19 protein-coding genes are annotated in these 19,472 nt (G+C 70.2%); 11 read left to right on the top strand and 8 right to left on the bottom strand.

Annotated features, from left to right (window positions below; all coding sequences use genetic code 11):
- Positions 1 to 27: 27 nt before the first annotated feature.
- Entirely contained in the window at positions 28 to 1,224 is a 1,197-nt protein-coding gene (gene nadA, locus OG978_RS11750) for a quinolinate synthase NadA (protein ID WP_326765156.1), read from the top strand.
- A gap of 144 nt (positions 1,225 to 1,368) precedes the next feature.
- Here nadA and OG978_RS11755 read toward each other — a convergent pair whose 3' ends face one another.
- A complete protein-coding gene (locus tag OG978_RS11755) occupies positions 1,369 to 1,734 on the bottom strand; it encodes a hypothetical protein (protein ID WP_326765157.1) in 366 nt (121 codons plus the stop codon).
- Positions 1,735 to 1,884: 150 nt separating this feature from the next.
- Between OG978_RS11755 and OG978_RS11760 the strand changes: the two genes are divergently transcribed.
- Positions 1,885 to 2,730, top strand: a complete 846-nt coding sequence (locus tag OG978_RS11760) for a helix-turn-helix domain-containing protein (protein WP_326765158.1) — start codon at positions 1,885 to 1,887, stop codon at positions 2,728 to 2,730.
- Complete coding sequence (locus OG978_RS11765; protein ID WP_326765159.1) at positions 2,709 to 2,903, top strand: DUF397 domain-containing protein; 195 nt, start codon at positions 2,709 to 2,711, stop codon at positions 2,901 to 2,903. The genes OG978_RS11760 and OG978_RS11765 overlap by 22 nt, the downstream gene beginning before the upstream one ends.
- Before the next feature lie 81 nt (positions 2,904 to 2,984).
- On the opposite strand, the gene OG978_RS11770 is transcribed toward OG978_RS11765, so the two are convergent.
- The 5 genes from OG978_RS11770 to OG978_RS11790 form a co-directional block, all read right to left on the bottom strand.
- The gene (locus OG978_RS11770; protein ID WP_326765160.1) at positions 2,985 to 6,143 is read right to left on the bottom strand and encodes an efflux RND transporter permease subunit; all 3,159 of its coding nucleotides are present in this window, start codon (positions 6,141 to 6,143) and stop codon (positions 2,985 to 2,987) included.
- Between the two features lie 165 nt (positions 6,144 to 6,308).
- Positions 6,309 to 7,004 (bottom strand): response regulator transcription factor, encoded by a 696-nt coding sequence (locus OG978_RS11775; RefSeq protein WP_326765161.1) that lies wholly within the window; start codon positions 7,002 to 7,004, stop codon positions 6,309 to 6,311.
- A complete protein-coding gene (locus tag OG978_RS11780; protein ID WP_326765162.1) occupies positions 7,001 to 8,272 on the bottom strand; it encodes a sensor histidine kinase in 1,272 nt (423 codons plus the stop codon). Before OG978_RS11780 ends, OG978_RS11775 begins: the two co-directional genes overlap by 4 nt.
- Positions 8,273 to 8,409: 137 nt before the next feature.
- Positions 8,410 to 8,688 (bottom strand): PspA-associated protein PspAA, encoded by a 279-nt coding sequence (gene pspAA, locus OG978_RS11785; RefSeq protein WP_326765163.1) that lies wholly within the window; start codon positions 8,686 to 8,688, stop codon positions 8,410 to 8,412.
- A 9-nt stretch (positions 8,689 to 8,697) separates the two neighbouring features.
- Positions 8,698 to 9,480: a PspA/IM30 family protein gene (locus OG978_RS11790; RefSeq protein ID WP_266736832.1), complete on the bottom strand. Its 783-nt coding sequence runs from the start codon at positions 9,478 to 9,480 to the stop codon at positions 8,698 to 8,700.
- Positions 9,481 to 9,777: 297 nt separating this feature from the next.
- Between OG978_RS11790 and OG978_RS11795 the strand changes: the two genes are divergently transcribed.
- The 3 genes from OG978_RS11795 (at position 9,778) to OG978_RS11805 (ending at position 12,399) form a co-directional block, all read left to right on the top strand.
- Positions 9,778 to 10,377 carry a DUF3043 domain-containing protein gene (locus OG978_RS11795; RefSeq protein WP_326765164.1) on the top strand — a complete coding sequence of 200 codons (600 nt, stop codon included), beginning with the start codon at positions 9,778 to 9,780 and terminating at the stop codon, positions 10,375 to 10,377.
- Between the two features lie 89 nt (positions 10,378 to 10,466).
- On the top strand, positions 10,467 to 11,225 hold the full coding sequence (locus tag OG978_RS11800) for a class I SAM-dependent methyltransferase (RefSeq protein WP_326765165.1): 759 nt from the start codon (positions 10,467 to 10,469) through the stop codon (positions 11,223 to 11,225).
- Between the two features lie 97 nt (positions 11,226 to 11,322).
- Complete coding sequence (locus OG978_RS11805; protein WP_326765166.1) at positions 11,323 to 12,399, top strand: S1C family serine protease; 1,077 nt, start codon at positions 11,323 to 11,325, stop codon at positions 12,397 to 12,399.
- Positions 12,400 to 12,480: 81 nt separating this feature from the next.
- Here OG978_RS11805 and OG978_RS11810 read toward each other — a convergent pair whose 3' ends face one another.
- On the bottom strand, positions 12,481 to 12,690 hold the full coding sequence (locus OG978_RS11810) for a hypothetical protein (protein WP_326765167.1): 210 nt from the start codon (positions 12,688 to 12,690) through the stop codon (positions 12,481 to 12,483).
- Between the two features lie 128 nt (positions 12,691 to 12,818).
- Between OG978_RS11810 and OG978_RS11815 the strand changes: the two genes are divergently transcribed.
- The 5 genes from OG978_RS11815 (at position 12,819) to OG978_RS11835 (ending at position 18,775) form a co-directional block, all read left to right on the top strand.
- On the top strand, positions 12,819 to 14,021 hold the full coding sequence (locus tag OG978_RS11815) for a bifunctional adenosylcobinamide kinase/adenosylcobinamide-phosphate guanylyltransferase (RefSeq protein WP_326765168.1): 1,203 nt from the start codon (positions 12,819 to 12,821) through the stop codon (positions 14,019 to 14,021).
- 61 nt (positions 14,022 to 14,082) lie between these two features.
- Positions 14,083 to 14,922, top strand: a complete 840-nt coding sequence (locus OG978_RS11820; protein WP_326765169.1) for a class I SAM-dependent methyltransferase — start codon at positions 14,083 to 14,085, stop codon at positions 14,920 to 14,922.
- 95 nt (positions 14,923 to 15,017) lie between these two features.
- Positions 15,018 to 16,124, top strand: a complete 1,107-nt coding sequence (gene cobT / locus OG978_RS11825; RefSeq protein ID WP_326765170.1) for a nicotinate-nucleotide--dimethylbenzimidazole phosphoribosyltransferase — start codon at positions 15,018 to 15,020, stop codon at positions 16,122 to 16,124.
- Between the two features lie 87 nt (positions 16,125 to 16,211).
- Positions 16,212 to 18,017 (top strand): phosphatidylglycerol lysyltransferase domain-containing protein, encoded by a 1,806-nt coding sequence (locus OG978_RS11830; protein WP_326765171.1) that lies wholly within the window; start codon positions 16,212 to 16,214, stop codon positions 18,015 to 18,017.
- Positions 18,014 to 18,775 (top strand): hypothetical protein, encoded by a 762-nt coding sequence (locus tag OG978_RS11835; protein ID WP_326765172.1) that lies wholly within the window; start codon positions 18,014 to 18,016, stop codon positions 18,773 to 18,775. The genes OG978_RS11830 and OG978_RS11835 overlap by 4 nt, the downstream gene beginning before the upstream one ends.
- Here OG978_RS11835 and OG978_RS11840 read toward each other — a convergent pair.
- On the bottom strand, positions 18,676 to 19,437 hold the full coding sequence (locus tag OG978_RS11840) for a hypothetical protein (protein WP_326765173.1): 762 nt from the start codon (positions 19,435 to 19,437) through the stop codon (positions 18,676 to 18,678). The genes OG978_RS11835 and OG978_RS11840 overlap by 100 nt on opposite strands.
- Positions 19,438 to 19,472 lie beyond the last annotated feature (35 nt).

The raw sequence follows: 19,472 nt of genomic DNA on the forward strand, positions 1-19,472 counted from the left end.
GCAGAAGCTTTCAGCAGAGAAGAAAGGGTGCGTGACGTGACCACGGCCCACCCCGTCCAGGATCTCGACGTCCAGCCGACGCCCCTCGCCCTGCTCCTGCTCGGCCGTGAGGCCGACCCGCGGAGCGAGCGCGGCGTGGAGTGCCCCGGCGACCTGCCATCCCCGTCCGACCCGGACCTGGTGGAGCGTGCCCGCGCGGCCAAGGAGAAGCTCGGGGACAAAGTGTTCGTCCTCGGCCACCACTACCAGCGCGACGAGGTCATCCAGTTCGCCGACGTCACCGGCGACTCGTTCAAGCTCGCCCGGGACGCGGCCGCGCGGCCGGAGGCCGAGTACATCGTCTTCTGCGGCGTGCACTTCATGGCCGAGTCCGCGGACATCCTGACCACCGACGACCAGAAGGTCGTGCTGCCGGACCTGGCGGCGGGCTGCTCCATGGCCGACATGGCCACCGCCGAGCAGGTCGCCGAGTGCTGGGACGTGCTGACCGAGGCCGGCGTCGCCGAGCAGGTCGTGCCCGTCTCGTACATGAACTCCTCCGCCGACATCAAGGCCTTCACCGGCCGGCACGGCGGCACGATCTGTACCTCGTCCAACGCGAAGCGGGCGCTGGAGTGGGCCTTCGAGCAGGGCGAGAAGGTCCTTTTCCTGCCCGACCAGCACCTGGGCCGGAACACCGCGGTCCGGGACATGGGGATGTCGCTGGAGGACTGCGTCCTCTACAACCCGCACAAGCCCAACGGCGGTCTGACCGCCGAGGAGCTGCGCGACGCGAAGATGATCCTTTGGCGCGGGCACTGCTCGGTGCACGGCCGCTTCTCGGTCGAGTCCGTCAATGACGTCCGCGAGCGGATACCGGGCGTCAACGTCCTGGTGCACCCCGAGTGCAAGCACGAGGTCGTGGCGGCGGCGGACTACGTCGGCTCGACGGAGTACATCATCAAGGCCCTGGAGGCGGCCCCGGCCGGCTCGAAGTGGGCGATCGGCACCGAGCTGAACCTGGTGCGCCGGCTGGCGAACCGCTTCGCGGCCGAGGACAAGGAGATCGTCTTCCTCGACAAGACGGTGTGCTTCTGCTCGACGATGAACCGCATCGACCTGCCGCACCTGGTGTGGGCGCTGGAGTCGCTGGCCGAGGGCAACCTGGTCAACCGGATCGAGGTCGCCCCGGAGACGGAGAAGTACGCCAAGCGCGCGCTGGAGCGGATGCTGGCGCTGCCGTAGCGGTGGCGCTGCTGTAGGGGTGGCGCTGGCGCAACGGATGAGCGCGTTACCCGTGACGGATGCCGGTCGGGCCGGATTTCGCCCGACCGGCATCCGTGCGTCCGTCCCGTAACTACGCTGCTGTACCCACAGCGTCTGGGCCGCTCACGCCTCGCTGGTACAAGAGCAGTGCTCGGTTGCGTAAGCCACGGTTTCCTCGTCCTCCGCAAGCGTGAGCCCGGCCTCCAGCCGCTCTCCCCGGCTCGTGGCGATCCGCAAGGTGTCCCGCAGCGACTCCGCGAGCCTTACCCCGGCGAAACGCAACTCCCTCTCCCCCGCCGTGGCTTCAGCCAGCAACGTCCGCGCCTCGGTCAGTACGTACTCGGCCGAGTCGAGCAGGTCAGCTTCCACCTCGTCGGCCAACCGCGACATCCGGCTGTACGGGTCGTCGGTGCTCAGGTAGCACGGCGCCCCGCTCTGGTTGACCCAGGGGAGCATCCGCATGAGCCGTCCCTTCTCATCGAACATCATGTCGTCACTGCCTCCGTTCGAGGGGCGCTATGGCTCCCGGCCGTACACGCTGGTTACCGTGTGTGAGGCAATCGTCGCGTTGTGGCGGTTGGCAGCAACAGGGTTGTCCTGTCCCGGCGTTGAGAGCGGGACGCACGGAAGGCGCGCACCATGACGTTCAAGCCTCAGCCCCTCACCCCGTACCTCTCCGCCCGCCACTACTTCGGCTCCGAGCAGCGCCGCCACCGCGAGCGCGCGGATCTTTCCCTCGTACAACTGGCGAACATCCTGAACTCCAGCAAGAGCACGCTCGCCCGGATCGAGACGGCTGAGCTGATGCCGCCGCCGGACATCCCAGGGCGGCTCGATGCGGCGTTCGGCACGGACAAGCACTTCCACGGGCTGTACGAGCTGGCCAAGAAGGAAATCCATCCGGATCAGTACCGCCGGTACATGGACTTCGAGTCCAAAGCCGAAGTCATAGAGCAGTACGGCGCGCAGGCCCTGCCCGGTCTTTTCCAGACCGAGGCGTACGCGCGCGAATTGCTGCGCTGTCAGGAGGACCTGAGCGAAGCCCAGGTCGAGGAGCGCGTCATGGCCCGCATGTCGCGGCAGACGAGGCAGAGTCCGGACTCGCCTCCCTTCCGGTGGGCAATCATCGACGAGTCCGTACTGCGACGGAAGATCGGCAATCGCGCATGCATGTACGAACAACTGGCCACGCTGTTAGGCCTGGTGAATACTCCGAGCAGTAAAGTTCAAGTGATGCCGTTCAGCGCGGGGCCGCACCCGCTCATGGGCGGCGCGCTGACTCTGCTGACGCTCACCGGCGGCACCGCGGTCGCGTACGAAGAAGGCATCCAGGCCGGTCACCTCTACGAGGATCCGGACGTGGTGAAAAAGTGGCGGCGGCAGTACGAGGTACTGCGGGCCAACGCACTCTCGCTGCCCGAGTCGGCGCACATGATCCGGACGGTTATGGAGGGCTACACACCATGCGACACACCCCCGAGCTGAGCACCGCCCGCTGGCGCAAGAGCAGCTACAGCAACACCAACGGGGGCGAGTGCGTCGAGATCGCCGACGACTTCCCCGGCATCATCCCCGTGCGCGACAGCAAGAACCCCACCGGCCCCGCACTCCTCATCCCCGCCCCGGCCTGGAGCGACTTCATCGCCTCCCTCAAGTAGCGCGCGGAAACAGCAGAACGGCCTGTCCCACGCTCCCGCGTGGGACAGGCCGTTCTGGCTTCTACCGGTTTGCCGGACCGACTACACGCCCGACGGCTCCGCCGTGCGCGTCTCGTCCGACTCGGCGGACTCGGACGGGGCCGGAACGCCCGCCTTCTTCGCCCGCTTCAGCGCCTTCTTCTTCGCGCGGCGCTCCTTGCGGAGCTCCACCATCGAGTAGAGGGTCGGCACCAGGAGCAGCGTGAGCAGCGTCGAGGTGACCAGGCCGCCGATCACGACCACCGCGAGCGGCTGCGAGATGAAGCCGCCCTCGCCGGTGACGCCGAGCGCCATCGGGAGCAGGGCGAAGATCGTCGCGAGTGCGGTCATCAGGATCGGGCGGAGCCGGTGACGGCCGCCCTCGACGACTGCTTCGACGACGCCCATGCCCTGGGCCCGGTACTGGTTGATCAGGTCGATCAGCACGATCGCGTTGGTCACCACGATGCCGATCAGCATCAGCATGCCGATCATCGCGGGGATGCCCATCGGGGTGCCGGTGATGACCAGCAGGCCGATCGCTCCGGTTGCCGCGAACGGGACGGAGACCAGCAGGATCAGCGGCTGGATGAGGGACCGGAAGGTCGCCACCAGCAGCATGAAGACGATCGCGATCGCCGCCAGCATGGCCAGGCCGAGCTTCTTGAACGAGTCGCTCTGGTCCTCGGAGACACCGCCGATGGTGGCGGTGGCGCCGTCCGGGAGCTTCAGGGCGTCGATCTTCTTCTGAAGCGCGGAGCTGACCGCGCCGGTGTCGTCACCGGTGGGCTTGGCGGTGATGGTCGCGGCGCGCTGGCCGTCGATCCGGGTCATGGAGACCGGGCCGGGGACCAGCTCGACGTCGGCGATCTGTCCGAGCTTCACCGGGCCGAGGGGAAGGTTCTTCAGCTCGGCCATCGTGGTGGCCGGGTGGGCGGACTTGATGACGACGTCGCGCTCGGTGTCGTCCATGATCGCCTTGCCGGACGGGGTGCCGCGCACCGCTCCGGCGACGGCCGCGCCGAGCGTGGTCTGGTTGAAACCGGCCTCCGCGGCCTTGGCGTTGCCCTTGACCGAGATCCGCGGGACGCTCTGCGCGAGGTCGCTCTGGACGTCGGTGACGTCCTTGAGCTCGGCCACCTCGGCCCGTACCTCTTCGGACGCCTTCTTCAGCACGTCCGCGTCGGCGGCCTTGACCACGACGCTGAGGTCCTGGCTGCCGAAGCCGTCGCCCGCGGCGATGGTGGTGTCACCGATGCCGTCGAGCTTGCCGAGCGCCGTGTCGATGCGCTTCTGCGTGGCGTCGAAGTCGCCCGAGTCCTTCAGGGTGACCTGGTACGAGGCCTGGTTGGCGCCCGTGCCGCCGCCGAAGGCCGCCATGAAGCCGGACGAGCCGACGGTGACCTGGTAGTCCTTGACGCCCTTGTCGGCGGCGAGGACCTTCTCGACCTTCTTGGCCGCCTTGTCGGCGGCCGCCAGGCTGGTGCCGGGGGTCAGCTCCTGCTTGATGGAGAGGACTTCCTGCTCGCCCTGGTCGAAGAAGTTGGTCTTCAGCAGCGGGGCCATGCCGAAGGTGCCGAAGAGCACGGCGACGGCGATGACGATGCTGGTGATACGGCGCCGGGTCGCGAAGCGCAGCACCGGGACGTACAGCCGCTGGAGCCGGCTGCGGGCCTCCTTCTCCTCGGCCTTGCGACGGGCCTCGTCCGGGTTCTCCGTGGCGCCCTTCGGGGCGCGCAGGAACCAGTACGACAGGACGGGGACGACGGTCAGCGAGACCAGCAGGGATGCCAGCAGGGCCGCGGTGACGGTCAGCGAGAAGGAGCCGAAGAGCTCGCCGACCATGCCGCCGACGAGACCGATCGGCAGGAATACGGCGACCGTGGTGAGGGTCGAGGAGGTGACCGCGCCGGCCACTTCCTTCACCGCGGTGGTGATAGCCGACTGGCGCTCCTCGCCGTAGCCGAGGTGACGCTTGATGTTCTCCAGGACCACGATCGAGTCGTCGACGACGCGGCCGATCGCGATGGTCAGCGCGCCCAGCGTGAGCATGTTGAGCGAGAGGTCACGGGTCCAGAGCACGATCAGCGCGAGGACCACGGAGAGCGGGATGGAGACCGCGGTGACCAGGGTCGAGCGCAGCGACGCGAGGAAGACCAGGATCACGATGACGGCGAAGAGCAGACCGAGCGCGCCCTCGGTGGTCAGACCGGAGATCGCCTTGGAGACGGCGGGGCCCTGGTCGGAGACGACGGTCAGTTCGGCACCGGCGCCGAGGTCCTTGCGGAGGTCGGGGAGCTTGTCCTTGACCGCGTCCGAGATGGCGACGGCACTGCCGTCCTTGTCCATCGTGGCCATGACGGCGAGGCTCGGCTTGCCGTTGGTGCGGGTGATGGAGACCGCGGTGGACGGCTCCTGCTTCACCTTGGCGACGTCACCGACGCGGACCGGCTCGCCGGGCTTGCCCGTGGCCGGGTCCTGACCGGTGACCCGCAGGTCCTCGATCTGCTTCAGGGAGGTGAAGGCCCCACCGACCTGGACGGTGCGGCTCTTGCCCGACTCGGAGAAGGAACCGGCGGGGACGGTCGCGCCGCCCGCCTGGAGCGCCTGGGAGAGCGTCATGGCGTTCAGACCGGCGGCGGCGAGCTTCTCGTCGTCGGGGGTGATGGAGACCTGGAGGTCCTGCACACCGTCGATGGAGACCTGGCCGACGCCGCTGATGTCTTCCAGGGCGGGGACGACCGTGCGGTCCAGCTGGTCGGCGAGCGCCTGCTGGTCCTTGTCGGAGGTGACGGCGAGGACGACGGCCGGGATGTCGTCCGTCGAGCCGGCGATGACCTGCGGGTCGACGTCGTCGGGCAGCTGGGCGCGGGCGCGGTTCACCGCCTGCTGGATGTCGGCGACGAGCTGCTTGGTGCCCTCGCTGCCGAAGTCGAAGGACGCCATGATGACGGCGCTGCCCTCGCTGGCGGTCGAGGTGATACCGGTGACGCCGTCGACGGCCTTGACGGAATTCTCGAGCGGCTCGACGACCTGCTTCTCGACCACATCGGGGGACGCACCCTGGTAGGGGGCGATTACCGACACCATCGGGAGTTCGATGGTGGGCAGCAGCTGCTGCTTGAGCTGCGGGATCGCGATCGCTCCGAATACGAGCGCGACGATCGAGATCAGTCCGATCAGGGCCCGTTGCGCGAGGCTGAATCTGGACAGCCAGGACATGGGTGGGTACCTCTTCTGTGGCTTACGCGGCAGGTGGGCGGGTGACTCGGGAACAGACCCGGCCCAGCTACACGATCGCCTACCGGCAGGGAGGAAAGCGTCGGCCCTCGGGTTGCTTTCTTATGCCGCGCATACCGCAGGTGGAGTACGCCGTATCTCCACCTGTCACTCCACCCTGGGGCGCACCAGGCCGGATTCGTAGGCAATTACCACCAATTGCGCCCGGTCCCTGGCCCCCAGTTTCGCCATCGCCCTGTTCACATGGGTCTTGACGGTGAGCGGGCTGACGACGAGCCGCTCGGCGATCTCGTCGTTGGAGTGGCCGCCCGCGACCAGAACGAGCACCTCGCGCTCGCGGCCGGTGAGCGCGGCCAGCCGCTCGGAGTACTCCGCGGCGCTCGGCCCGTCCCCCTCCGAACTGCCGCCCTGCGCGAGGAAGGTGGCGATCAGGCCCTTGGTCGCGGCGGGTGAGAGCAGCGCCTCGCCTCCCGCGGCGATACGGATGGCATTGAGCAGTTCTTCCGGTTCCGCCCCTTTGCCCAGGAAGCCGGACGCCCCGGCCCGCAGCGACTGCACCACGTACTCGTCCACCTCGAAGGTGGTGAGCATGACGACCCGTACCCCGGCCAGTTCCGGATCGGCACTGATCATCCGGGTCGCGGTGAGTCCGTCCGTACCGGGCATCCGGATGTCCATCAGCACCACGTCGGCGCGGGTCGAGCGGGCGAGCTCCACGGCCTGCGCGCCGTCCGCCGCCTCGCCGACCACCTCCATGTCGGCCTCCGAGTCGACCAGCACCCGGAACGCGCTGCGCAGCAGCGCCTGGTCGTCGACGAGCAGCACCTTGATGGGCGGTGTCATACGTCTTCCCCCGTCCGGCCCGCCGCGCCCGGCTCCCCGGACTCCGCCGTGCGGGCCTCGACGGGCAGGATCGCATGGACCCGGAATCCGCCGCCGTAGCGGGGCCCGGCGGTGAGGGTGCCGCCGAGCGCGGTGACGCGTTCGCGCATGCCGAGCAGACCGTGACCGCCGCCGTCGCCGTCGCCGTCGCCGACACAGCCGCCCCCGCCGAAGCCGTTGTCGATCACCGTGATCTCGGCCGTGGCCCCGACCCGTACGACGCTCACCTCGGCCTTGGCCCCGGGGCCCGCATGTTTGCGGACGTTGGTCAGCGCCTCCTGGATGACCCGGTACGCGGCCAGGTCGACGGCCGCGGGCAGCGGGGGCCGCCGGTCGGTGCAGGCCACCTCGACGGGGAGCCCGGCCCGGCGGACGGTGTCGACCAGTTCGTCGAGGACGGCGAGCCCCGGTGCGGGTTCGGTCGGCGCCTCCGGGTCGCCGGACTGACGCAACAGCCCGACGGTGGCCCGCAGTTCGTTGAGCGCGGAGCGGCTGGCCTCCCGGACGTGGGCCAGCGCCTCCTTGGCCTGGTCGGGGCGCTTGTCCATGACGTGGGCGGCCACCCCGGCCTGGACGTTGACCAGGGCGATGTGGTGGGCGACGACATCGTGGAGATCGCGGGCGATCCGCAGCCGTTCCTCGGCGACCCGCCGCCGGGCCTCCTCGTCGCGGGTGCGTTCGGCCCGTTCGGCGCGTTCCCTGATCGCGCCGACGAAGGCGCGCCTGGAGCGCACGGCGTCCCCCGCCGCACAGGCCATGCCGGTCCAGGCGAGGACGCCGAAGTTCTGCTGGCTGTACCAGGGCGCCGCGCCGAAGAGCATCGCCGCGGCCGTCAGCACGGCCACCGTCAGCAGACCGACCCGCCAGGTGGTGGGCCGGTCGGTGCGGGCGGCGACGGTGTACAGCGCGATGACGGTGCTCATGACCACGGGTGCGGGCGGGTCGGACTTCACCAGCTCGACGACGGTCAGCCCGGCGGTGACCGCGAGCACCACCATGGGATTGCGCCGCCGCCAGATGAGCGCCACGGCACCGGCCACCATCAGCAGCACGCCGCTCGCCGCGGGCGGGCGGGTTCCGAGGGAGGGCCCCTCCCCCGGGCGCGGGTGGACGAACGACCCGACGATCATCGCCACCAGCACGGCCAGGGCCAGCGCGGCGTCCAGCGCGAGGGGATGGTCGCGCAGCCAGTGCCGGACGCGCAGAACCCCGGTTCCGAGGGTGGTCACGTCAAGCTACGTTACGGCGTGTCGCGCGGGAACCGGACCGGTCCCGCGCGAAAGGCCCGGACACAACCGTGCCCCGGGTCCGGCGGACCGGACCCGGGGCACGGGTTCATGCGTGTGCTGGAGAGGGGCGGACGGCGTCAGCCGGGAATCAGACCGTCGTCGCGGAGCATGGCGCGCACCTCTTCGAGGGTCGCGTCGGACGACGGCAGGATCAGCTCGGACGGCTCCAGGGAGTCGTCCGGCAACGCAGTGCCGAGCTCGCGCACCCTTGCCAGGAGCGCGTGGAGGGTGGTGCGGAAGCCCGGTCCGTCACCGCGCTCCACTTCGGCGAGCAGTTCGTCGTCGAGCCCGTCGAGCTCGGCGAGATGACTGTCGGCCAGTGCGACCTGGCCCTCCCCCATGATCCGTACGATCATGACGCCGCCTCAACTCTTGTCGAACCTGTGCGGGGACTGCGACGACTGCTGCTGAGCGGCATCCTGCGGGCCGCCCTCGATCGCCTGCTGCTGGGTGGAGCCGCCGGCCAGCTCGGCCTTCATGCGCTGCAGCTCCAGCTCCACATCCGTACCACCGGAGATCCGGTCGAGCTCGGCGGCGATGTCGTCCTTCGCCGTCCCGGTCGGGTCGTCCAGGGCGCCGGATGCGAGCAGCTCGTCGATCGCGCCGGCCCGGGCCTGCATCTGCTGGGTCTTGTCCTCGGCCCGCTGGATCGCCAGGCCGACGTCGCCCATCTCCTCGGAGATCCCGGAGAAGGCCTCGCCGATGCGGGTCTGCGCCTGGGCGGCGGTGTAGGTGGCCTTGATGGTCTCCTTCTTGGTACGGAAGGCATCGACCTTGGCCTGCAGCCGCTGCGCCGCGAGAGTGAGCTTCTCCTCCTCGCCCTGCAGCGTGGTGTGCTGCGTCTCCAGGTCGGTGACCTGCTGCTGGAGGGCGGCGCGCCGGGACAGCGCCTCACGGGCCAGGTCCTCGCGGCCGAGCGCGAGCGCCTTGCGGCCCTGGTCCTCCAGCTTGGACGACTGGCCCTGCAGCTGGTTCAGCTGCAACTCCAGCCGCTTGCGCGAGGTCGCCACGTCGGCGACACCGCGACGTACCTTCTGAAGCAGTTCGAGCTGCTTCTGGTACGAGTAATCGAGGGTCTCGCGCGGATCCTCGGCCCGGTCAAGGGCCTTGTTTGCCTTCGCGCGGAAGATCATCCCCATACGCTTCATGACACCGCTCATGGGCTTCGCGCGCCCCCTTCTGACGGACTGAGCTCCAGCACTCCAACAGAACCCACAGTACGGGCCCTGCCTCTATTACCGCACTGTTCGAGCAAGGATGTGCTCCTACCCAAGGACGACTGCACGAGGTCACCACTCCGGCCCAAGGAGTAGGCGGAGGTCAGGGAGACCCGGTGCCGTCACCCGTACCGAACACGTCGGTACACCTGCGAGGACGCACGCCGTTGCCGGATCGTTCCCGACCGGCCTGGGGTCGTGGCGATCCAACCCGTACCCTTGGGCCTTGTGTTCCGTAGCCGTTCGAAGGAAGAGAAGGCGCCCACCGGCAAGGTGACGGCGGACCTCTCCAAGCAGCCCCGCGACCCGCAGGCCCCCAAAGGTCGCCCCACCCCCAAGCGCAGCGATGCCCAGTCGCAGCGCCGTCGCGCCTCCAGTGGCGCGCCGCTCGACCGCAAGGAGGCCATGAAGCGGCAGCGCGAAGCTCGCCGTGTGGACATGGCCAAGCAGCGCGAGGCGCTCGCCAGTGGCGACGAGCGCTATCTGCCGGCTCGCGACAAGGGCCCGGTGCGGCGCTTCGTCCGCGACTACGTGGACTCGCGTTTCTGCATCGCGGAGTTCTTCCTGCCGCTCGCTGTGATCATTCTGATTCTCAGCGTGATCCAGGTGCAGAACATCCAGAACATCTCGCTGCTGCTCTGGCTCGTCGTGATCGTGCTGATCGTCGTCGACTCGATCGGTCTCTCGATCCGCCTCAAGAAGCAGCTCAACCAGCGCTTCCCCGATACGCCCAAGCGCGGCGCGGTCGCCTACGGCCTGATGCGCACGCTTCAGATGCGTCGCCTCCGGCTGCCGAAGCCGCAGGTCAAGCGGGGAGAGCGGCCCTGAGTACGCACATCTCCGGATCGACCGGCGGTCCGTCCGCCGGTCGGCAGGACGATGTCGTCCCCGTCACCGGGTTCTCCGGAGCCTCCTCGGTGTGGCTCAAGGGGCTCGGGGGACTGCGCAATACCGTCCGCCAGGAACTCGTGGCCCGGCAGCTCGACGAGCAGATAGCGGCGCGCTTCCCTGTCGGACAGCGGCTGCGCGTGCTCGACGTGGGCATGGGCCAGGGCACCCAGGCGCTGCGCCTGGCGAGGGCCGGTCACACCGTGACCGGCCTGGAGTCCGATGCCGAGATGCTGCTGGTGGCCAGGGAGGCGCTCGGCAGCGAACCCGCGGGCATCCGCGAGCGGGTCCGGCTGATCGAGGGCAACGGCCTGGACACCGGGGTGCACTTCCTGCCCGGCAGTTTCGACGTGGTGCTCTGCCACGGCGTGCTGATGTATGTCCGGGAGCCGGACGCGATGCTGGCGGGCCTGGCCCGGATGCTGGCCCCGGGCGGGCTGCTGTCGCTGCTCGTACGGAACGCCGACGCGCTGGCGATGCGCCCCGGGACCGCCGGGGACTGGAGTGCGGCGCTGGCCGCCTTCGACACGGACACGTACACCAACCGGCTGGGCCTCACGGTCCGGGCCGACCGGCTGGACGCCCTGACGTCCACGCTCGCCGGGATCGCGGCGCCCCTGCACGCCTGGTACGGGGTGCGGGTCTTCACGGACAACGTGAGCAACGACGTGGAGCTGCCGGCCGCGGCCGAGCTGGAGCAGGTGCTCGCCGCCGAGGACCGGGCCGGGCGGACGGATCCGTACCGCAGGGTGGCCGCGCTGCTGCATCTGTGCGGGGTCCGGGGCTGAGAGGACGCGGGAGCGGGTCGCCGGGGCTGCCCGGCGACGTCCCCCATTCGGCCGAACCCGAGAGGCCGCCAATAGGGTTAAAAGCAATGATTCGAACATGGATGCATCTCACTTTCGCCGCCGTGCTCGTCGGCTGCTGCTGCCTCTGACCGCAGGTGTCTGTGCGATCGCCCTGATGAGCGGCTGCTCGGACGCTGACTCCGATTCACCGAAGACCGACCCCAGCAAATCCGCCTCCGCCTCCGGGACCGCCGGTGATCTGCAGAGCGACTACCAGGCCGTGATCAAGAACGTGCTGCCGTCGGTCGTGCAGATCGACGCCTCCGAGGTCCTGGGCTCCGGCGTCGTCTACGACACCAAGGGCCATATCGTCACCAACGCCCATGTGGTCGGCGACGAGAAGACGTTCAAGGTCGCCGTCGCCACCGGCGAGAAGGCGCAGAGCGCCTCGCTGGTGGCCACCTATCCGGAGCAGGATCTGGCCGTCATCAAGCTCGACAGCGTGCCGGACGGGCTGAAGCCCGCGAAGTTCGGCGACTCGGAGAAGGTCGAGGTGGGGCAGATAGTGCTGGCGATGGGCTCGCCGCTCGGACTGTCCTCCAGCGTCACCCAGGGCATCGTCTCGGCGCTCGGCCGGACCGTCAGCGAGAGCCGCGCGGGCGGCGGCACCGGCGCGACGATCGCGAACATGGTGCAGACCTCGGCCGCGATCAACCCGGGCAACAGCGGGGGCGCACTGGTCAACCTGGACAGCGAGGTGATCGGCATCCCGACCCTGGCGGCGACCGACCCGGAGCTGGGCGGCAGCGCGGCGCCGGGGATCGGGTTCGCGATCCCCGTGTCGATGGTGAAGACGGTCGCCGATCAGATCATCCAGAGCGGCAAGGTCACCGATTCGGGCCGGGCGGCCCTGAACATCACCGGACGCACGGTCGTCGACGACAACTACCAGCCGGCCGGGGTGGCACTGGTCAGCGTGACCAAGGGCGGCGCCGCGGAGGAGGCTGGGCTGCGGGCCGGCGACATCATCACGAAGATCGACGATCTGCCGGTCACGACGATCACGTCGCTGTCGGAGGCACTGGCCTCGGACAAGCCGGGCCAGAAAGTCACGGTGACGTATCTGCGCAACGGGGCGCAGAAGACGGCGCAGGTCGCCCTGGGCGAGATCTAGGGACGCCCCTCGGGAGCCCCTGGGGCCTGTCCGGCCATGATCCGATCCGCCGGACAGGCCCCGGTCGCGCGAGGGAGCGGATCAGCCCTGGTCCGCCTGGAGGCTCATGGGGCCGTAGATCTTCGCCGAGTCGTCGAAGAGCGTCACCTGGTCCGCCCCTCCGTCGAGGAGTTCCTTCCAGTACTCACCGATCCAGGACTCCGCGTCGCCCTGGGTGGTGAATTCCTCCGGCTGCAGGGCCGGCTCCGTCTCCGTACCGTCGGACTTCTCGAACCGCCACGTCCACGCCATGTCCGCCTCCTGGGTCACTTTGCTGTCCCGCAGCCTAGTGCCTGAGCCCGGTGCGGGGACCGGCTCCGCACCCGTCCTGACGCCCCCAAGTCGCGCACCGGTTGCACGGACGCGGGAGGATCGGAAGCGTGGAACTGACTCTGCTCGGCACCGGAGCCCCCGACGGGCTGCCGCAGCCCGAATGTCCTTGCGCCGCCTGCGCCGTCGCCCGCGGGGCGCGCTCGCGGGCCGCGACCGCGCTGCTGGTCGACGACGCGCTGCTGCTCGATCTCACCCCGGGGGCCGTGTTCGCCGCGGCCCGTGCGGGGCACTCGCTCACCGGAGTACGGCAGGTGCTGCTCACCCATCCGCACGACGGACCCGCCGTGGAGCTGCCCGCGGGGCTGCCCCCGGCGGGACGGGTCCCGGACGGACGGGTGCTGACGCTGATCAGCGGGCACCGGGTGCGGGCGGTACCGATGGACGCGCCGGGGACCGGTTACGAGGTCACGGGACCGGCGGGCCCCCGGCTGCTGTACATGCCGCCGGGAGCCGCGCCCGCCGGTCTCACGGACCGGGTCGCGGAGCCTTACGACATGGTGGTCGGCGATGTGGTGGGGCGGCCGGACGCGGTGGCGCGGCTGCGGGCCGTGGAGGCGATCGGCCCGGCCACCGAGGTCGTGGCCGTCCATCTGGACCATGACGCACCGCCCGGCGCCGAGCTGGACCGGCGGCTGGCGGCGGCCGGCGCGCGGGCCGTCCCGGACGGGACGACGCTGGTGGTGGGCGAGTACCACGCGGTTCCGGAGGTGCCGCGGCGCACGCTGGTGACGGGCGGAGCCAGGTCGGGGAAGTCGGTGGAGGCCGAGCGGCGTCTGGAGACGTTCCCCGAGGTGGTGTACGTGGCGACCGGTGGCGGCAGGGAGGGGGACGCCGAGTGGGCGGCCCGGATCGGCCTGCACCGGGAGCGCAGGCCGGCCGCCTGGCGCACCGAGGAGACCTGTGAGCTGGTGGAGCTGCTGGAGTCGGACGGGCCTCCGCTGCTGATCGACTGCCTGTCGCTGTGGCTGACCGACGCGATGGACCGGGTGGACGCCTGGGACGACGCGGCGTGGACGGAGGGCGGCGAGGGTGCCCTGCGGGAGCGGACCGCCGAGCTGGTCGCGGCGGTCCGCGGAACGCGCCGTACGGTCGTCACCGTCACCAACGAGACCGGCTCGGGCGTGGTGCCCGCGACGGCTGCCGGGCGGCGCTTCCGGGACGAGCTGGGCCGGCTGAACGCCGCGTTCGCCGACGAGTGCGAACAGGTGCTGCTGGTGGTGGCCGGGCAGGCACTGACCCTGCGCGGCTGACCGGAAGCACGGGACGGACAAAAAGACACGGCAGGAAACGGCAGGAAACGGAGGAGCGGACATGGCGCGTGTACGGCCGATGCTGAATGGGGTTCCCGAGACCCTGCTGTGGACGCTCTACAACCGGGCCTACGAGGCGGGACAGCGCTACCCGGTGCTGGACGACCCGATGGCGCTGCGGCTGCTGGAGGATCTGGACTACCCCTTCGAGGAGCGGTTCGGGCGGCCGAACCCGTTCCACTCGCAGGCCCAGGGGCTGCGCTCGCGCTGCTTCGACCTGGCCGTGCAGGAGTATCTCGCCGACCGGCCGCGGGCCACCGTGGTCGCGCTCGGCGACGGTCTGGAGACCGGCTTCTGGCGGGTCGACAACGGCCTGCTGAACTGGCTGAGCGTGGATCTGCCGGAGGTCGCCGAGCTGCGGAGGACGCTGCTGCCCGCCTCGGACCGGCTGCGCACGCTGTCGCGGTCGGCGACCGACCTCTCGTGGCTGGACGAGATCGAGGACCCGCAGGGCCGCGGCGTCGTCGTCACGGCACAGGGGGTGCTGATGTATCTGCGCCCCGCGGAGGTCCGGGAGATCCTGGCGGCCTGCGCCGAACGGCTGCCCGGCGGCGTCCTGGTCCTGGACACGATGGCGCGCTGGCTCGCCAGGGGCACCGTGGCCGGCACGTCGAAGGTCGGCACGATGACCGTTCCGCCAATGCGCTGGGCCATGAACCCCGGCGAGCGGCACAAGCTGCGCGGTGCGCATCCGGCGATCATCGGGGTACGCGCGCTGCGGCTGCCGCGGGGGCGGGGCGCGATGGGCGAGCTGATCCGGCTCCAGTCGCTGCTCCCGGGGCTGCGGACCCTGACGCCCGCGATGACGCAGCTGTGGTTCGGGGGAAGAACCTCGCACTGACCGGGCGTCAGAAAGGTGACGGGTACTGTTCCGCAGTGAGCCCGCCGCCGGGCTCACCGGCCCACTCGACGCATCGACCCGCGAGGCAGACCCCCGTGAATCTGGACGACTTCTCCGACCTGATCGAACGCCCCGACGGCGGCGTACGGCGTGACGCCGAGGAACGCCGGGAGCGCATGATCGTTCCCGTCGGCTCCCTCGGCCGCCTGGACGAGCTGGGCGAATGGCTCTCGGCCGCGCAGCAGTCCGTACCGGTCAAGACGATCGAGCAGCCGCGCGTGGTGCTCTTCGCCGGTGATCACGGGGTGGCCGAGCTGGGTGTCTCCGGGCGCGCGGCCGGGAGTGCGCACGAGCTGGTACGGGCCACGCTGGACGGCGCGACGCCGCTCGCGGTGCTGGCCCGCCAGTTCTCCGTACCTGTACGGATCGTCGATGCCGGCCTGGACTGCGATCCGGAGCTGTTGCCCGAGTCGGTGGTGCGCCACCGGGTGCGGCGCGGCAGCGGCCGGATCGACATCGAGGACGCGCTGACGGCCGAGGAGGCCGAGCAGGCGGTACGGCTCGGCATGGCGATCGCCGACGAGGAGGCCGACTCGGGCACCGATCTGGTGGTGCTCGGCGATCTGAGCGTGGGCGGGACGGCAGCCGCGGCCACGCTGATCGCGGCGCTGTGCGGTACGGACGCCTCGGTGGTCACCGGGCGCGGCGGTGCGGGTATCGACGATCTGGCGTGGATGCGCAAGTGTGCGGCGATCCGGGACGCGCTGCGGCGGGCCCGGCCGGTCCTCGGTGATCAGCTGGAGCTGCTGGCCACGGTGGGCGGTGCGGATCTGGCGGCGATGACCGGGTTCCTGCTGCAGTGCGCGGTGCGCAGGCTGCCGGTGATCCTTGACGGTGTGGTCTCCGCGGCCTGTGCGCTGGTGGGTCAGCGGGCGGCCTTCCGGGCGCCGGACTGGTGGCTGGCGGGTCAGGCGAGCGGTGAGCCGGCGCAGGCCAAGGCGCTGGACCGGATGGCGCTCAACCCCTTGCTGGACCACGGCGTCATCGTGGGGGAAGGAAGCGGGGCATTGCTCGCACTCCCGCTTGTCCGGGCGGCGGCCGCACTGGCGGCGGAGCTGCCCGAACGCGACCTGGTCGCCGAGGAGAAGGACAGTGCCGACGAGGGAGCCGAGGCAGGCCACGCGTACGGCGACGCGACCTGAGGCTCACGGACCGGCGGTGCTGCGGCCGTTGAACACCGGCCGCAGCCAGTCCCTCATGCAGCGCGATGCACCATATGATCGCTTTTCATGGGTAAGGTCCGATTGGCCACCAAGGAATCCGGACAGGACAGCGTCCGGTCACCGAGCACCGTCCGGTCACGGCGCAGCGCGGCATTCGCCATCTGGTACCTGCGCGTCGTGTCGTTCATCAATTTCCTGAGCGCCGTCTGGGTCACTCTCGGCAACGATCTGCGCCGCCACAACACCGAGAACTTCTTCACCCCGTACCTGCTCACCGCGGGCTTCTCCTCCGGGGTCGTCGCCCTCTTCCTGGCGGTCACCATGCGCCGCCGCAAGCGGGCCGCCTGGATCGTGAACATGGTGGTGAGCGGCTTGCTGCTGCTCCTCCTCGCCCTGGTGATCGCGTTCCCGGAGGTGCGGCAGCATCCGCAGAACTGGATCTCGCTGGGCCTGACCGCCGCCTTCGTCCTTGCGCTGATCCTCGGGCGGCGCGAGTTCTACGCGAAGGGCGACCGGTCCAACCCGAAGCTCGCGGCCGTCGTCGCGGTCGGCGGGCTGCTGGTCACCTCGCTGATCGCCGCAGGCCTGGTCACCCTCACCAATACCGCGTCCGACGACTACCGCGCGACCTTCCTGGACCGCTGGCGCTACGGGGCGCTGCGGCTGGTCTCGGTCGCCGACAACGACGCCGCCTTCCCCGGGATCACCACCCCCGGCTGGGTCGATGTCACCATCAACGTGCTCTCCACGCTGCTGCTGATCGCCGTCGTGTACGCGGCGTTCCGGGCCCGCCGGGCCGTCGACCCGATCACCCCCGAGGACGAGGCCCGGCTCCGGGCGCTGCTCGAGAAGCACGGCGACCGCGATTCGCTCGGCTACTTCTCGCTGCGCCGGGAGAAGAGCGTCATCTGGTCACCGACCGGGAAGGCCGCCGTCACCTACCGGGTGGTGGGCGGGGTATCGCTCGCCTCCGGTGACCCCATCGGCGACCCGGAGGCCTGGCCGGGGGCGATCGAGCCGTGGCTGGCCGAGGCGCGCGAGCACGGCTGGATCCCGGCGGTGATGGGGGTGAGCGAGGAGGGTGGCACCATCTACGCACGGCACGGCCTCGACGCCCTGGAGCTGGGCGACGAAGCGATCGTGGAGACCGCCGAGTTCACCCTCGAAGGGCGGGCGATGCGGACCGTCCGCCAGGCGTACAACCGGGTCGAGCGCGCCGGGTACGACGTGACCGTCCGCCGCCACGCGGACATCCCCGAACAGGAGATGGCCGAACTGGTGCGGCGCGCCGACGACTGGCGCGACGGGGCGACCGAGCGCGGCTTCTCGATGGCGCTCGGCCGGCTCGGCGATCCGGCCGACGGGCAGTGCGTGATGCTCGAATGCCGCGACGCCCCCGCCGAGGAGGGCGGCGGGCCGGGCGAGTTGCGCGCCGTGCTGAGCTTCGTGCCATGGGGGCCGAACGGCCTCTCGCTGGACCTGATGCGCCGTGACCGGGACGCCGAGAACGGGCTGATGGAGTTCATGGTCATCAAACTCCTCCAGCGCGCCGAGGAGATCGGGATCACCCAGGTCTCGCTGAACTTCGCGATGTTCAGGTCCGTCTTCGAGCGGGGTTCGCGGCTCGGCGCCGGACCGGTGCTGAGGCTGTGGCGCTCGATGCTCAGTTTCTTCTCGCGCTGGTGGCAGATCGAGTCGCTGTACCGCGCCAACGCCAAGTACCGGCCGATCTGGGAGCCACGCTTCATGTTGTTCGAGAAGAGCTCGGACCTGCTGCGCATCGGCGTCGCCGCGGGCCGCGCCGAAGGGTTCCTGGAGGCGCCCGGGCTGCCCAAGTGGCTGCACCGCTCGCACCTCGGGGCCGATGGATGAGACCCGTGCGCGCGCTGCGCGGGACAGCTCGCCATGAGTGGGGTCCGCTGCTGACGACCGTACGCGGATCACTCGCCGCCGACCGGCTGCGGGCGATCCCGATGACGATCGCCGCGGTCTGCCTGACGGCGCTGCTCCATGTGGTGCAGAACCAGTCGTGGGGCTTCGGAGCGGTGCAGGACCTCGGGACGGTGCGGGCCGAGGATCCGTTGTGGGCGTCCCTGCTGCGTACGCCGTTGTCGCTGTTCGTGCCGGCGCTGGATCTGCCGGTCTGGGGGGCGCTGGTGCAGATCCTGATGGTGTTCGGGACCGCCGAGATCTGTCTGGGCCGGTGGCGCACCCTTCTGATCGCGTACCTGGCGACGCTGACCGGGACGCTGTACGCGCGGATCGGTGTCGCGCTCGGCCCCGACGGGCTGTTCGGACTGCCGGCCTCGGACGCCCGGGTCGTCGACACCGGGCCGTCCGCGGCGGTGGTCGGCCTGGCCGTCCATGTCTGTTACGTCTACCGGGCCCGCTTCACCGGGGCGCTGGTGATCGCGGCGATGGTGGTCGAGGTGGTCCTGAAGAACAATCTGGCGGGCAAGGAGCACCTGGTGGCGATCGCCGCGGTCCTCGCACTGTGCGCCCGCACGGCCCGCCGGGACCGGCGCCGGGATCAGGACTTGCGTCCGGGGAGCGGCACCCGGTCCGGTGCGCCGCCGATCAGATCCTCGAATCTGCGTCGCGGGCCCACCCAGCGCACATCGTGGTGGTAGGCGCGCAGCACCGACCGGGCGCGGGCCCGGTGACGGTTGCGGTAGAAGCGCTTCGCCCACTTCGACGTCGGCCGGGCCAGCCGGATCGCCCCGATCAGCGCGACGAACGGGACGAGCGTGCCGACGACCGCGAGCCGCGCCTTGCCCTTGAAGAGGGCGATCAGCACGAAGCAGAAGTTGACGACCAGGGTCAGGATGACGCCGAGCCTGCTCTGTTGCTCGTCGCTGCTCAGCTCGTTCACGCCGAGCGGTGAGAATCCGGCCAGGACGAGCAGCACCAGCGCCGCGGTGAGGACCACCACCTCCACGCTCTGGCGGCCCTCCTCGGTCCAGTACACGTCGTCGAGATGGAGGATCAGGGCGAATTCGTCCAGTACCAGCCCCGCGCCCACACCGAAGACCACGGCGCAGATCCCCGCGGTGACGCCCTGCCGCCCGCTGGCGACCGCGCCGAAGCCGCCGACGACGCTCAGCACCACTCCGGGGACCACGTGGTGGATGTGCATGCCGCCAGGTGTGAAGTTGCGGAACGGGCCCTTCTCCGCCCGGATCATCCGGGTGATGACCCGGGTGATCGCGAAGGTGAGCACGAAGGCGGCCAGGGCGAGGAGCAGCGGCAGCTTTCCCGGCTCGACGATGTTCTGATCGAACCAGTGACCCATGCCACCCACTCCCGATAAGCCGCTTCTGTCATTTT

The organism is Streptomyces sp. NBC_01591 (assembly GCF_035918155.1).
Lineage (GTDB): Bacteria > Actinomycetota > Actinomycetes > Streptomycetales > Streptomycetaceae > Streptomyces.